This window comes from Paracoccus aminophilus JCM 7686 (assembly GCF_000444995.1).
Lineage (GTDB): Bacteria > Pseudomonadota > Alphaproteobacteria > Rhodobacterales > Rhodobacteraceae > Paracoccus > Paracoccus aminophilus.
Genome location: NC_022041.1, coordinates 2674876 through 2689355, shown reverse-complemented (window position 1 = coordinate 2689355; position 14480 = coordinate 2674876). Strand labels below are relative to the sequence as shown.

General features: G+C 63.6%; 15 protein-coding genes. 1 reads left to right on the top strand and 14 read right to left on the bottom strand.

Translation table 11 applies throughout. The features are described from left to right. Positions 1-2 precede the first annotated feature (2 nt). On the bottom strand, positions 3-713 hold the full coding sequence (locus JCM7686_RS13080) for an AraC family transcriptional regulator (RefSeq protein WP_020951298.1): 711 nt from the start codon (positions 711-713) through the stop codon (positions 3-5). A gap of 98 nt (positions 714-811) precedes the next feature. After that, a complete protein-coding gene (locus tag JCM7686_RS13075; RefSeq protein ID WP_020951297.1) occupies positions 812-1519 on the bottom strand; it encodes a class I SAM-dependent methyltransferase in 708 nt (235 codons plus the stop codon). 129 nt (positions 1520-1648) lie between these two features. On the opposite strand from JCM7686_RS13075, the gene JCM7686_RS13070 reads away from it, so the two are divergent. Further along, on the top strand, positions 1649-2800 hold the full coding sequence (locus JCM7686_RS13070) for a low temperature requirement protein A (RefSeq protein WP_020951296.1): 1152 nt from the start codon (positions 1649-1651) through the stop codon (positions 2798-2800). A 21-nt stretch (positions 2801-2821) separates the two neighbouring features. On the opposite strand, the gene JCM7686_RS13065 is transcribed toward JCM7686_RS13070, so the two are convergent. From JCM7686_RS13065 to sucC, 12 genes are all read right to left on the bottom strand, one after another. Next, a complete protein-coding gene (locus JCM7686_RS13065) occupies positions 2822-3292 on the bottom strand; it encodes a lytic transglycosylase domain-containing protein (RefSeq protein ID WP_020951295.1) in 471 nt (156 codons plus the stop codon). A gap of 128 nt (positions 3293-3420) precedes the next feature. Further along, positions 3421-4815 carry a dihydrolipoyl dehydrogenase gene (lpdA, locus tag JCM7686_RS13060; RefSeq protein WP_020951294.1) on the bottom strand — a complete coding sequence of 465 codons (1395 nt, stop codon included), beginning with the start codon at positions 4813-4815 and terminating at the stop codon, positions 3421-3423. Positions 4816-4857: 42 nt separating this feature from the next. After that, positions 4858-5250 carry an MAPEG family protein gene (locus JCM7686_RS13055; protein WP_020951293.1) on the bottom strand — a complete coding sequence of 131 codons (393 nt, stop codon included), beginning with the start codon at positions 5248-5250 and terminating at the stop codon, positions 4858-4860. A 1-nt stretch (position 5251) separates the two neighbouring features. Beyond that, on the bottom strand, positions 5252-5509 hold the full coding sequence (locus tag JCM7686_RS13050; RefSeq protein WP_020951292.1) for a hypothetical protein: 258 nt from the start codon (positions 5507-5509) through the stop codon (positions 5252-5254). Between the two features lie 4 nt (positions 5510-5513). Then, entirely contained in the window at positions 5514-5936 is a 423-nt protein-coding gene (locus JCM7686_RS13045; protein ID WP_020951291.1) for an EVE domain-containing protein, read from the bottom strand. A 3-nt stretch (positions 5937-5939) separates the two neighbouring features. After that, complete coding sequence (locus tag JCM7686_RS13040) at positions 5940-6404, bottom strand: hypothetical protein (protein WP_020951290.1); 465 nt, start codon at positions 6402-6404, stop codon at positions 5940-5942. Positions 6405-6471: 67 nt separating this feature from the next. After that, a complete protein-coding gene (gene odhB / locus JCM7686_RS13035; RefSeq protein ID WP_020951289.1) occupies positions 6472-8013 on the bottom strand; it encodes a 2-oxoglutarate dehydrogenase complex dihydrolipoyllysine-residue succinyltransferase in 1542 nt (513 codons plus the stop codon). A 3-nt stretch (positions 8014-8016) separates the two neighbouring features. After that, the gene (locus JCM7686_RS13030) at positions 8017-10989 is read right to left on the bottom strand and encodes a 2-oxoglutarate dehydrogenase E1 component (protein ID WP_020951288.1); all 2973 of its coding nucleotides are present in this window, start codon (positions 10987-10989) and stop codon (positions 8017-8019) included. Between the two features lie 147 nt (positions 10990-11136). Further along, positions 11137-11595, bottom strand: a complete 459-nt coding sequence (locus tag JCM7686_RS13025; RefSeq protein ID WP_148292626.1) for a hypothetical protein — start codon at positions 11593-11595, stop codon at positions 11137-11139. Positions 11596-11662: 67 nt separating this feature from the next. Beyond that, the gene (gene sucD, locus JCM7686_RS13020; protein ID WP_020951286.1) at positions 11663-12547 is read right to left on the bottom strand and encodes a succinate--CoA ligase subunit alpha; all 885 of its coding nucleotides are present in this window, start codon (positions 12545-12547) and stop codon (positions 11663-11665) included. Positions 12548-12559: 12 nt separating this feature from the next. Beyond that, the gene (locus JCM7686_RS13015; protein WP_020951285.1) at positions 12560-13063 is read right to left on the bottom strand and encodes a hypothetical protein; all 504 of its coding nucleotides are present in this window, start codon (positions 13061-13063) and stop codon (positions 12560-12562) included. Further along, entirely contained in the window at positions 13063-14256 is a 1194-nt protein-coding gene (gene sucC, locus JCM7686_RS13010) for an ADP-forming succinate--CoA ligase subunit beta (protein WP_020951284.1), read from the bottom strand. The genes JCM7686_RS13015 and sucC overlap by 1 nt, the downstream gene beginning before the upstream one ends. Between the last annotated feature and the right edge of the window lie 224 nt (positions 14257-14480).

The following is a 14480-nucleotide window of genomic DNA, read 5'->3' as shown; positions in this document are numbered from 1 at the left end:
TGTCAGTTTGCGCGCAGCACGCGGCGCAGCGCGCCGGGCGTGGTGCCGCGCCTTTGCCGCAGCGCGCGGGTCAGCGCCGCCTGATCGGCATGGCCGCTGGCCAAAGCGATCTCGGCAATCGAGAGACGCCCCTCGGCCAGAAGCGCCTCGGCGCGGTCAAGGCGTAGCTCGGCCAGATGGGCATGGGGCGTGCAATCGCGCCGCGCGCGCATCAACCGATGCAGCGCCGAGAGGCTGAGACCGGCGGCGCGGGCAATGTCGCCGACGCTCAAGGGCTGGTCGAGATGGGCGCGCATATGCGCCTCGGCCCGAGCTAAGGCCGCAGCCCCCCGGTCGGTCGGCGCGCCGAGATGGGAGAGCCGGTCCAAGAGCAGCAGCGACCATGCGTCGCGCAGGCTCTCGGTCTCGGGCGGGCATTGCGCGGCATAATCTAGGAGGGCACCAAGCGAAGCGTCGATGTGGAAAAAGGCGGGCGCTGGGGGCAGGGCATCCTCAGGCAGATCGACGACGACAAAGCGCCCGCTCGGACAGGTGCTGAAATCATGGTCATCGCCCGCCGCGACAAAGGCCCCGACCCGATCGCGCACGCGGCCATTGCCGCGCGCGGTTTCCAGCTCCATCACGCCCGCACAGGGCAGGATGAGCTGATGAAACCCGTGCCGATGCGAGCCGCTCGCCGGGGAATAGGACCGGATCTCAATCTGCGCGCCCACATTGCCCTCTCTTGCGGCCCGAGGCCAAGCCTAGCCGTTGACCGGCCCTGCTGCAAAGCCCCCGGAACGGGGGAGGCGAGGCCCGGCAGAGAGGGGCCCTAGTCCTTGAGCCATTCCATGACATGGAAATAGGGCACGCGGGAAAAACGCTCGGCGCGGCGACGATCCCCGCCGGTCGGGCTCGGTTCCTCGAAATGGCTGAGACGCAGGCCCGCGCCGATCAAAAGCCGCATGTAATCCTGCATCGGACGGTGCCAGTTGCGGATCGAGACGCCGCGCCAGCTCATCCATTCGGCGCGTGCCTCGAGATAATTGTCCATGCGGAAATAGCGCGAGCCATCGACCAGCCGGTGCCAGTCGCCCGCTGTGGAAAAGCTGTTGAGATTGGCGATCAGCAGGCTGCCGCCGGGCTTGAGCACCCGCGCCATTTCCGCAATCGCGGGTTCGATCCCGTCGATGTCGATCAAGGTGAGATAGCTCACCACCAGATCGAAGCTCGCCGTATCGAAGGGCAGGGCCTCGGCTTGCGCATCGACATAGTTGCCCGCGGGGTCGCGGGCCTCGGCGGCGGCGCGCAGGCTTGGCGTGGGCTCAACCCCGGTGGCCGCGATGCCCTCGGCCTGCATCATCCGGCAAAAGCGGCCTTCGCCACTGCCGACATCCAGCGCGGTCTGAAAGCCCCGTCCCCGGATCCGTGCCAGCATCGGGGCATCGAGGACATGGATGCGGCTGAAATCGCCACGCTCGCCCATATCCGCGATCCAGGCCGCGGCCGAGGTTTCCCATCCGTTATCTGTGCGGTCCATGCGCTGCTCCTGTGGTGAGGGGCGCTTGATAGAGATCTGCGCCCGATCTGAAAAGCCCAAGGCTTGATTTCGCAAATTGCCAAGGCAACATGTGGCGGTCCCTCCCGCTCGGCGCAACAGGAGCCCTTGATGATCCGGATCATCCCGCTGACTGCCCGCGACCCCCATGAACCGCACCGCGCCTCGTCTCCGATCGAGCTCTTGTTCGATCTGGTCACGGTCATCGCGATTGCTGCGGTGACGGCGGGGCTGCATCACGCGATCCTCGAAGGGCGGGGCGTCGAGATGCTGCCGCGCTTTGCTTTCCTCTTCACCGCGATCTGGTGGGCGTGGATGAACTTCACCTGGTTCTCAAGCGCCTTTGAAAACGACGGTGGCATCTACCGGCTGCTGGTCATGGTGGTGATGATCGGCGAGATGATCTTTGCCGGAGGCGCGGGCTTCATCGAGCGGACGCTCGACATGGAATGGGGCGTTCTGGGCTGGAGCGTCATGCGCTTGGGCATGGCGGCGCTGTGGCTTTGCGCCGCCAGTAACCCCGAATACCGCACCACTGCGCTGCGTTACATGTGGGGGATTTTGATCGCGCAGCTTGGCTGGCTGGTGCTTTATCTTTCGACCGCGCCGGGCTCGTCCGCGTTTTTCGCGGGCAGTTTCATCGTCTGGGCGATCGAGCTTTCGGTGCCCTTTTTCGCCGAGCGCGCGCGGCGCACGCCCTTTCACCGCCATCACATCATGGAGCGCTATGCCGGGCTGACCATCATCTCGCTGGGCGAGCTGATGGTGTCGGTCGCGGCGGGGTTTGGGCTGGCTTACGGGGCGAATGGCACTTTGGTGCCGTGGGTTGCCTCGGTCTCGGCGGTGGTCATCATCTTTGCGGTTTTCGCGATCTATTTCGCGCCGGAAGAGGGGCTGCGGTCGCGCAGCATGGGCGAGAACCTGTTTTGGGGCTATGGCCATGTGCTGGTTTTCGCGGGCATCGCCATGCTGGGCGCCGCGCTGGGCGCCTCGGTCGATCATGCCGCGGGCGAGGGTGAGGCGACGCAGGCCGCCATCGCCTGGTGGTTTGCCGTGCCATTGGCGCTGATCTGGGTGACGCTGTGGCTGATCCGCGACCGCAAGGTGGCGCTTGGTGGACGGGGGCTGGCGCTGCCGGTCGGAGCGGGGTTGGCGCTTCTGGGCGGCGTGCTTGGCCTGCCGATCTGGGGCTTTGCCGTGATCGCGGTGATCGCGCAGATCTGGCGCGCGCCGCTTTTGGACGGGCGGGGGCAGGAGGGCTGATCTCGCCCTCCCGTCGGGGGATCAGACGCGCGAGGCTTTAAGCCCGGTCGCTTCCAGAAGGCCGCGACGCTTGGCCTCGTAGTAATAGCCGCGCGAATACCAGCTGACGGCGCTGTCGTGGTTGCCATTGGCGACCAGATAGGCGCCGCGCAGATACTTCACGCCATATTGCAGATTGGTATCGGCATCGAGCAGGCCCTGCGGATCGCCGCGATAGCCCATCGTGCGTGCGGTTTGCGGCTGGATCTGCATCAGGCCGAAATAGGGGCCATTGCGGGCCTCGGGGCGGTATTTCGACTCGCGGATGACGACGCGATGCACCAGAGGGCGCGGCACGTTGTAATGGTCGGCCCAGTAATTGACCTTGGCGTTCATCTCGGGCGAGGGGTGCGGGCCGCCCGTATAGCTGCGCGGCTTTGGTCCTTTGCTGCCGGTGCTCCCGCAGGCGGCAAGGGCGAGGACCGAAAAGATCAGGCTTCGGCGTGCGATCATTCTCTGCTCCGGGTTCTTGCCCGGCACTGCCACCGGGAGTTTCCCGGATATTTTCCCTTTGATCGTCTCGCAAGAAAAAAGGGCGGCCCGTCAAGGCCGCCCCCGGTCGATCAGCGAAACCATGCCAATCAGGCGTGGATTGCCCCGTCTCCGCAGGCCAGAGCCGCCTCGCGCACCGCTTCCGAGCAGGTCGGATGGGCGTGGCAGGTCAGCGCGATATCCTGCGCGGCGGCACCGAACTCCATGGCGACGCAGACCTCATGGATCATCTCGCCCGCATTCGGGCCGATGATGTGGCAGCCAAGCACCCGGTCGGTGTCGGCATCCGCGATCATCTTGACGAAGCCCTCCGCTTGGAAGAGCGCCTTGGCGCGGGCATTGCCCATGAAGGGGAATTTGCCGACCTTGATCTTGCGACCCGTGGCCTTGGCGGCCTCTTCGGTCAGACCGACCGAGGCAACCTCGGGCGTGGTGTAGATCACGCCGGGGATCACGTCGTAATTCACATGGCCATGTTTGCCGGCAATCGCTTCGGCGGCGGCCATGCCTTCATCCTCGGCCTTATGGGCGAGCATCGGGCCGGGGACCGCGTCGCCGATCGCATAAATGCCCGGGACATTGGTCTGCCAATGGTTGTCGATCTGGACAAAGCCGCGATCGGTCAGCGCCACGCCCAGCCGGTCGAGACCAAGCCCGTCGACGAAGGGACGGCGGCCGGTGGCGACGAGAACGACCTCGGCCTCGACCGACTGCTCCGAGCCGTCTTTCTTCAGCGTGTAGTTCACCTTGGCCTTGCCGCCTTCGGTCTCGACGCCCGACACGGCGGCACCCAGAACGAATTTCAGGCCCTGTTTGGTCAGGATCTTCTGGAACTGCTTTTGCACCTCGCCGTCCATGCCGGGGGTGATTGCGTCCAGATATTCGACGACGGTGACCTCGGTGCCCAGACGCGCATAGACAGAGCCAAGCTCGAGCCCGATGACGCCCGCGCCGATCACGACAAGCGAGCTGGGGATCTTGGCCAAAGCCAGCGCGCCGGTCGAATCGACGACCACGCCCGCGTCATTGTCCACCGTGACGCCCTTGAGCGAGGACGGCACCGAGCCGGTCGCGATGACGATGTTCTTCGTCTCATAGGTGGTGTCGCCGACCTTGACCTGGCCCGGCGCCTCGATCGTGGCCCAGCCTTTCAGCCAGTCGATCTTGTTCTTCTTGAACAGGAACTCGATGCCCTTGGTGTTGCCGGTGACGGTCTCGGCCTTGTAGCCTTGGGTCTTCGCCCAATCGACGCTGACCTCCGGGACGATCAGACCCATTTTCGCGAAATTCTCATGCGTCTCATGCAGCATGTGGCTGGCGTGGAGCAGCGCCTTCGAGGGGATGCAGCCGACGTTCAGGCAGGTGCCGCCAAGGGTCTCGCGGCCCTCGACGCAAGCGACCTTGAGGCCAAGCTGCGCTGCGCGGATCGCGCAGACATAACCGCCGGGGCCGGCGCCGATGACGATGAGATCGTAGGTGGACATTCGGGTCTCCTTGGAAGAAACGCGCCCCGCTTGGGGCTGCGATCAGGTCAGCAGGGCGAAGATGATCATCGCCATGGTTGCAAAAAAGCCCACCATCCAGATGACAGATCGCCACGGCGACCAGGCAAAAGCATAGGCGGGAATATAAAGGATGCGCGCGGCCAGATAGAGCCAGGCGCAGAGCACGGTCAGCGCATTGCTGCGGTCCTCGATCGAGACCATGACCACGGCGATGGTGAAAAAGATCAGCCCTTCGAAATGGTTGGTGACCGCGCGGCGCAGGCGGCCGGTCAGGGGCGAGAATTCGGGCTGCGCATCGCGCGGCCCGGCATTCCATTTCGCGCCCACGTCGCGGTTCATCGAGATACCGGCAAGCCCGATCTGGACGGCTTGCAGAACGGCGGCCAGACCCAGCGCGGTGGTTTCGGCGGACATGTCAGGCGGTCTCCACCAGATGGATCTCGACTGCGCTGACACCGGCCAGCGAGTTGAAGACCCCCGCCGCGCCCGAGAGATAATCCTTCGCCGCCTTGGCATCATTGACCTGATAAAGCGCCCAGGCGCTGGTCCCGCTTTCGCGCCAGAGCTGCAGCAGCGAGAGACCATTGTTGCCGCGATCTTCGGCATGGTCGTCATAGGCTGCCTTGAATTTCGCGTAATCGGCAAAGCTGTAATGGGAAATCATCTGGGTCATGGCGTTACTCTTTCAGCATGGCGGTGCGGAGGGTCTGGAAATCCGCGCCGGTGATTTCAAAATGCCCGCGGCGGACGACATTGCCCCAATTGCCGCGGGTGAAGTCCAGACTGTCAAGTAAACGGGCGATAGGCGTTTCGGTTGCCTTTTTCCAAATCATCTCGCGACGATAGATCTGTTCGCCCTCGTCCGAGGTCAGCCCATAGGGGGCCGGCCCCGCGACCTCGCCAATCGCGGTGAAGGCCTGAAGCGGCGCGCCATCGACGGCGGTTTTGGGCGAATAATAGACCAGCCAATCGCCGGGGCTCATCCGGTTCAGCGGCGCTTTCATGCCCTGATTGAGCATGGCAAAGCCCCCCGTCACGGCGCGCAACACATGCTCGCGGCTAACGGTGCCGATCCAGAAACGGGGGGCGGTCTCGGTCATGGCTCAGAGGCCCTGCACGGGCAGGGCAAGGTTGACGCCATGTTTGGCGGCAAAGGCGGCAATCACGGCGGGATCGCGCGACACCGGTGCCTCGGAGAACCAGCCGATCGAGCATTTGAGCGAAGGCACGGTCACGGAGTTCACGGCGCGCATTTCCTCGGCCTTGAAGAAGCTCTCGCCGGTGCGGGTGGTGACGGGGCCAAGAATGCGGTTGATTTCCCGGATGGTCTGGGCCGAGCGCACGGCAGGCGGGGCCATCAGCGGGTCTTGGGCGCAGGTGACGGGATAGCTGCGCCGCACCAGAAGCGGTGGGCGGATGCCATTCGGCCCGGCATCGATGCCGCGCACGATCACGTCGCGGCTTGTGGTGAACATCAGCGCATCGGGCGCGGTGATGGCGGGGATGGGCGCGGTCGCGCAGGCAGAAAGCGCGAGGGTCGCAGCCAGAAGAACCGGAAGCTTTTTCACGACAGTTACCTTGGGTTGAGGGGGAAGGCTGCGCCCCGGATCAGGGCGCAGCCGATGGGTTTCGGGATCAGAGATCCATCAGCAGGCGGCGCGGATCTTCCAGCGCTTCCTTGACGCGCACGAGGAAGGTCACGGCGCCTTTGCCATCGACGATGCGGTGGTCATAGGAGAGCGCGAGATACATCATCGGGCGGATGACGATCTGACCACCGACCACGACCGGGCGGTCCTGGATCTTGTGCATCCCGAGGATCCCCGATTGCGGCGGGTTGAGGATCGGCGAGGACATCAGCGAGCCGTAAACGCCACCGTTCGAGATGGTGAAGGTGCCGCCCTGCATGTCGTTCATGGTCAGCTTGCCGTCACGGGCACGCAGGCCAAGCTCGGCGATCTGCTTTTCGATATCGGCAAAGGAGAGCTGGTCGGCATCGCGCAGAACCGGCACGACCAGACCCGACGGCGTGCCGACAGCGACGCCCATATTGACGTAGTTCTTGTAGACGATGTCGCCGCCGTCGATCTCGGCATTGACCTCGGGCACTTCCTTCAGCGCATGGGTGCAGGCCTTCACGAAGAAGGACATGAAGCCCAGCTTGACCTTGTGCTTCTTCTCGAAAGCGTCCTTGTATTCGGCGCGCAGGTCCATGATCGCCTTCATATCCACCTCGTTATAGGTGGTCAGCATGGCGGCGGTGTTCTGCGCATCTTTCAGGCGGCGGGCGATGGTCGCACGCAGGCGGGTCATCTTGACGCGCTCTTCGCGGGCGGCATCAGCGACCGAGACCGGCGCACGGGGTGCTGCGGCCGGGGTCGGAGCAACCGAAGCTGCCGGGGCGCTTGCGGCACGCGCGACATCTTCCTTCATCACGCGGCCATCGCGGCCCGAACCTTCGACGGCATCGCGCGCAAGACCGGCTTCGGCCAGCGCTTTCTTGGCGGAGGGCGCATCCTCGACGTCCGAACGGTTGGACGCCGGGGCGGCCGAAGCTGCAGGAGCGGCTGCTGCCGGAGCGGGGGCGGCGGCCGCTGCGGGCGCCGAGACCGCACCTGCCGCGCCTTCCTCGATAATCGCAAGCTTGGCTTTGGCATCGACCGTCGCACCCTCGGGCGCAAGGATTTCCGCCAGCACGCCCGAAACCGGCGCGGGAACTTCGACCGAGACCTTGTCAGTTTCGAGTTCGCACAGCATCTCGTCCTGATTGACGTGATCGCCGACCTTCTTGAACCAGGTCGCGACGGTTGCTTCCGTCACGCTCTCGCCGAGGGTGGGGACCATCACGTCGACAGCTTTTCCGCTCATGTCACTTTGTCCTTCGTTGAGCTTCGCCGCCGGAGTTTCGCGCGGCAGCATTTCTTCGGGGCCAGCACTGCCGTCTTCGGCAATTTGCGCCAGCAAGGCATTCGGGGCGACCGTCTCTCCTTCGGGCGCGATGATTTCGGCCAGCATGCCGGCGACCGGCGACGGCACTTCGACCGTCACCTTGTCGGTTTCCAGCTCGCACAGCATCTCGTCGACCGCGACCCTGTCGCCCGGTTTCTTGAACCAGGTCGACACGGTCGCTTCGGCGACGGATTCCCCGAGAGAAGGGACGCGCAGCTCGATCGCCATGGCTCAGGACCCGAGGGTGATGGCTTCACCCACCAGCGCCTCTTGCTCGGCCTTGTGGCGCGACCCAAGCCCGGTCGCGGGCGAAGCGGCTGCGGCGCGACCGACATAGCGCGGCCGGCTGTGCGTCGCGCCGATGCGACCCAGAACCCATTCGATATTCGGCTCGACGAAGGTCCAGCCGCCCTGGTTCTTGGGCTCTTCCTGACACCAGACGATCTCGGCACCCTTGAAGCGTTCCAGCTCGCGCACCATCGATTGGGCCGGAAAGGGATAGAACTGCTCGAGACGCAGGATATAGACATCCTCGGCCCCGGCGGCATTGCGCGCTTGCAGCAGGTCATAATAGACCTTGCCCGAGCAGATCACGACGCGGCGGATCTTGTCGTCCGAGACCAGTTTGAAATCGGTCTTGCCGCGTTCGGCATCGTCTTGCAGCACGCGGTGGAAGCTCGACCCGGTGGTGAATTCATCGACCGACGACACCGCAAGCGGGTGGCGCAGCAACGATTTCGGCGTCATCAGGATCAGCGGCTTGCGGAAGTTCCGCTTCAGCTGACGGCGCAGAATGTGGAAATAGTTGGCCGGGGTCGAGCAGTTCGCGACGATCCAGTTGTCCTCGGCGCAGCCTTGCAGGTAGCGCTCGAGACGAGCCGAGCTGTGCTCGGGGCCCTGACCTTCATAGCCATGCGGTAGCAGGCAGACGAGCCCCGACATGCGCAGCCATTTCTTCTCGCCCGAGGAGATGAACTGGTCGAACATGATCTGCGCGCCATTGGCGAAGTCGCCGAACTGGGCTTCCCAGAGCGTCAGCGTATTCGGCTCGGACAGCGAATAGCCATATTCAAAGCCCAGAACCGCATATTCCGACAGCATCGAGTCGATGACCTCGTAACGGGCCTGACCCTTGCGGATGTTGTTGAGCGGATAGTAACGCTCTTCCGTGGTCTGGTCGATCAGCGCGGAATGGCGCTGCGAGAAGGTGCCGCGGGTCGAATCCTGACCGGCGAGGCGGACCGGATGGCCCTCTGCCACCAGCGAGCCAAAGGCCAGAGCCTCGCCCGTCGCCCAGTCAAAGCCTTGACCGGTTTCAAACATCTTGGCCTTGGCTTCGAGCAGACGGCCAACGGTCTTGTGCAGGTCGATATCGCCCGGCTGCGAGACCAGCGCCTTGCCGACCTCTTCCATCATCTCGGGCGAGATCGCGGTCTGGCCGCGCGCATATTCCTCGGGCTCGATCGAGAGGCCCGACCATTTGCCGTCCAGCCAGTCGGCCTTGTTCGGCTTATAGGTCTTGCCGGCCTCGAATTCCTCGTTGAGCTTGGCCTGGAAGGCCGCCTTCATATCCTCGATCTCGCCTTCCGGGATCAGGCCGTCCTGAACCAGACGCTCGGTGTAAAGCTGAAGCGTGGTCTTGTGGCCCTTGATGTTTTTATACATCGCCGGGTTGGTGAACATCGGCTCGTCGCCTTCGTTGTGACCGAAGCGGCGGTAGCAGAAGATGTCCAGAACCACGTCTTTGTGGAAGAGTTGGCGGAACTCGGTCGCGACGCGGGCCGCATGGACCACGGCTTCCGGATCATCGCCATTGACGTGGAAGATCGGCGCTTCGACCATCAGCGCGATATCCGTCGGATAGGGCGAGGTGCGCGAGAAGCTCGGTGCGGTGGTGAAACCGATCTGGTTGTTCACGATGATATGGATCGTGCCGCCGGTGCGGTGGCCCTTGATGCCAGAAAGCTGAAGGCATTCCGCGACGACGCCCTGACCGGCAAAGGCCGCATCGCCATGCAGCAGGATCGGCAGGACCGCGGTGCGGTATTCGGTGTCATTGAGCTGATCCTGCTTGGCGCGGACCTTGCCCAGAACGACCGGGTTCACCGCCTCGAGGTGCGAGGGGTTTGCGGTCAGCGACAGGTGGACGAGATTGCCGTCGAAGGTGCGGTCCGACGAGGCGCCGAGGTGATATTTCACATCGCCCGAACCGTCGACATCTTCCGGCTTGAAGCTGCCGCCTTGGAATTCGTTGAAGATCGCGCGGTAGGGCTTGCCCATGACGTTGGCGAGCACCGACAGGCGGCCACGGTGGGGCATGCCGACCACGACATCCTTGACGCCAAGCGCACCGCCGCGCTTCACGATTTGCTCCATCGCCGGGATCAGCGCCTCGCCGCCATCAAGGCCGAAGCGTTTCGTGCCCATATATTTGACGTGGAGGAACTTCTCGTAGCCTTCGGCCTCGACCAGCTTGTTCAGAATGGCGCGGCGGCCTTCGCGGGTGAAGGCGATTTCCTTGCCATAACCCTCGATGCGCTCTTTCAGCCAGGCGGCCTGCTCGGGGTCCGAGATATGCATGTATTGCAGCGCAAAGGTGCCGCAATAGGTGCGCTTCATCAGCTCGACGATCTGGCGCATGGTCGCGATCTGCAGGCCCAGCACGTTGTCGATGAAGATCGGACGATCAAGGTCATTCGGCCCGAAACCATAGGTCGCGGGATCAAGCTCGCCGGTCTGCGGCACTTCGCGCTGCCCAAGCGGGTCGAGATCGGCAAAGAGATGGCCGCGGATCCGGAACGAGCGGATCAGCATCAGCGCGCGCACGGAATCGAGCACGGCGCGGCGCATCTGCTCATCGGTGAGCGTCACCCCTTTGTCGGCGGCCTTGCCCGCGATCTTTTTCAGCGCGGCATCCGCCTCGGATTTCGAGGACATCGGCCATTCGCCGGTCAGCGCGGCCGTCGTTTCATCCGAGGGCTGCGGCGGCCAATCTGGGCGCGACCAGCTGGCGCCTTTGGCCTCGCGCTCGACGGCGCCCAGATCGTCGCCGAGGCTGCGGAAGAACGCATCCCAGGCGGCATCGACCGAAGCGGCATCCTTGGCCCATTGGCCGTAAAGCTGCTCGACATAGGCCGCGTTGTGACCTTGCAGGAAGGAGGAATCATGGAAGGCAGCGTTGCCGCTGAAAGATTGATCGTTCATGGACATACCTCGGGAGTGAGGGCCTCGGGTTGAAAGGGGAGGCGCCGCAGAAGCGCGGCGGCGGACACGGTTGCGCCGGTCGCCAAGCCGCGACGGCGGGGGAAATTCGCAGGGCCAGAGAGGGGGAGCTGATGCATCACTCTCTCCTCAGCCACAGATCACATCGATCATGCGCGCCCCGGGATCATCCTCGGGCGCGCTCATCGGCAGCAGATCGATCCGGGTGGGACGATTCTTCTCAAGAAGGCACAGCGCCGCTGCGGCTTTTTGCTCGGCATCGGCGGGGGCTGCGGCGGGGTGATAGATCAGCCGCCAGCCCGCATCCTTGCGCGCGACCGAACGGATCGACGCGGGCGGAAGCTCGGTTGTGCGGTGAAGATCGGTCCGGGCCAGAACGCCGCCGCGCAGGACATCATCGGTCGGCGCACGACCACAAGCGGCAAGGCCCAAAGTCAGAGCCGCCGCGACGATCATCCAGCGCCGGGCAGCCGGGAGGCCGCTCGCGGCCCGGTCCGGCGCGGGCAGGGGACCTGCGGACAGGCCAATTCCGGCTGTGCCGCGCGGGCAAGCCGGTCTTCCAATGTAGTGCTGCGCGAACTCTGACACGTCATTCACTCACATAGGGACTGTCGCACCCCCTACTTAAGAAGGGGGTGCGCTCATTTCAAAGCGCTTACTTGCCAAGCGCCTTCAGGACGGCGTCGCCAAGGCCCGCCGGGCTGTCGGCAACGATGATCCCGGCCGATTTCATGGCCTCGATCTTCGATTCCGCATCGCCCTTGCCACCCGAGACGATCGCACCGGCATGGCCCATGCGGCGGCCCGGAGGAGCCGTGCGGCCCGCGATGAAGCCGGCGGTCGGCTTCCACTTGCCCTTGCGCTTTTGCTCGGCAAGGAATTCGGCCGCTTCTTCTTCGGCCGAGCCACCGATCTCGCCGATCATGATGATCGACTCGGTTTCCGGGTCGTCGAGGAAGAGCTTGAGCACGTCGATATGCTCCATGCCCTTGATCGGGTCGCCGCCGATGCCGACTGCCGAGGACTGGCCGAGGCCCACGTCCGAGGTCTGTTTCACGGCTTCATAGGTCAGCGTGCCGGAGCGCGAGACCACGCCCACCGAGCCGCGCTTGAAGATCGAGCCCGGCATAATGCCGATCTTGCACTCGCCCGGGGTCATGATGCCGGGGCAGTTCGGGCCGATCAGCGTCGATTTCGAATCGATCAGCGCGCGCTTGACCTTCATCATGTCGAGAACCGGGATGCCCTCGGTGATCGCGACGATCAGCGGGATCTCGGCGTCGATTGCTTCGAGGATCGAGTCGGCTGCGAACGGCGGCGGGACATAGATCACCGAGGCCGTGGCGCCGGTCTTGGCGACCGCGTCATGGACCGAGTCAAAGACCGGCAGGCCGAGATGTTCGGAGCCGCCTTTGCCGGGCGTCACGCCGCCGACCATCTTGGTGCCGTAAGCAATCGCTTGCTCGGTGTGGAAGGTCCCCTGCGAGCCGGTGATGCCCTGACAGATGACCTTGGTGTTTTTATCTACGAGAACGGCCATATGTGCGTTCCTTTACGGAGTCAAAACTTCGCGGGCCACGATGGCCCGTCCGGTGAAATAGTAGAGATCGTCGTTGGGCGTAATGGCGAGGTCGATCACCGACTTCTTGAAGACACCAAGCCAAGCATGGGTAACCCGTGCGTTGGGCTTCAGCGGGATCGGTTTCGCATTGGCGAGACGTAGCCACGGCGAGATCAGTTGCAGAGCTTCCGCTTCCGACATCTTACTGACCGCGACGAGGCATGCCACCTTCCGGTTGGACGGCGTCGTAATCAGGACCACAACGCGATTTCCGAGTGCGGAATAGGCTTTGAAGGGCCCATCCGCATCTGCCATCTTGAAACCGTTCGCCACTAGCGCGCGGGAAGTATCCCGCGAATCCGGCATTTCCTTGGCGCAGACAGCCGCGCCCTGTGCGGCCTTGGTGAGGAGCTCCTCACGCGTAGGCGGCGCAGCATGAGCGGTGCCCACAAGGGGCAGCGCCATGAAAAGAGTCAGTGCCAGATTGCGAAGCATCAGCCCTTGACCGCCTTGACGATCTTCTTGGCCGCGTCCGACAGATCATCCGCCGCGATCACGTTCAGGCCGGATTTCGCGATGATGTCCTTGCCCAGCTCGACATTGGTGCCTTCGAGACGCACGACCAGCGGAACCTGCAGCCCGACCTCTTTCACGGCGGCGATGATGCCCTCCGCGATGATGTCGCAGCGCATGATGCCGCCGAAGATGTTCACGAGGATGCCTTTGACGTTCGGATCCGAGGTGATGATCTTGAAGGCCTCGGTGACTTTCTCTTTGGTGGCGCCGCCGCCAACGTCGAGGAAGTTCGCCGGTTCCGCACCGAAGAGCTTGATGATGTCCATCGTCGCCATGGCAAGGCCTGCGCCGTTGACCATGCAGCCGATCTCACCGTCGAGCGCGATGTAGTTCAGGTCGTATTTCGAGGCTTCCAGCTCTTTCGGATCTTCCTCGGTCGTGTCGCGCAGCTCGAGGATATCCGGGTGGCGGTAAAGCGCGTTGTTGTCGAAACCCATCTTGGCGTCGAGCGCCTTGATATTGCCGTCCGGGGTGACGATCAGCGGGTTGATTTCCAGCATCTCCATGTCTTTCTCGATGAAGAGACGATAGAGATTTTTGACCAGAGCCACGCATTGCTTGACCTGAGCCCCTTCGAGCTTCAGCGCGAACGCGACGCGGCGGCCGTGATAGTCGGAAAAGCCGGTGGCCGGGTCGATCGAAAAGCCGACGATCTTCTCGGGGGTGTGGGCCGCGACTTCCTCGATGTCCATGCCGCCCTCGGTCGAGGCCACGACATTGACGCGCGAGGTTTTGCGGTCGACGAGCAGCGCAAGATAAAGCTCGCGTGCGATGTCCGAACCGTCTTCGATATAGATGCGGTTCACCTGCTTGCCGGCGGGGCCGGTCTGATGGGTGACCAGCGTGCGGCCCAGCATCTGGCGCGCAAGCTCTTCGGCTTCGGCGACGGATTTGGCAAGGCGGACACCGCCCTTTTCACCAGCTTCCTTTTCGACGAAATGGCCCTTGCCGCGACCGCCGGCATGGATCTGTGCCTTGACGACCCAAAGCGGCCCGCCCAGTTGGCTGGCGGCTGCCTTGACTTCGTCAGCCTTGGTCACGGCCCGGCCGTCGCTGACAGGCGCGCCGAACTGGCGCAGCAGTGCCTTGGCCTGATATTCGTGGATGTTCATCGTGGTCCCCCGCAAATTCGGTTGGCGGGGTTCTGGCACAGCCATCCGAACGGATGAACCGAATTCTTCTGAAAATGCTTTGAAAGAGGTGTTTATCTGCGATTTGTGATCACACGTTTCAGCCGAGTGATCACAAAATCCCACACAAGTTTCAAACCGATGGATTTCCGGCGCTCCTTGAGAAATATGAGCGATTTGCTGTTCTCAAATGTCCGTTATGAAAT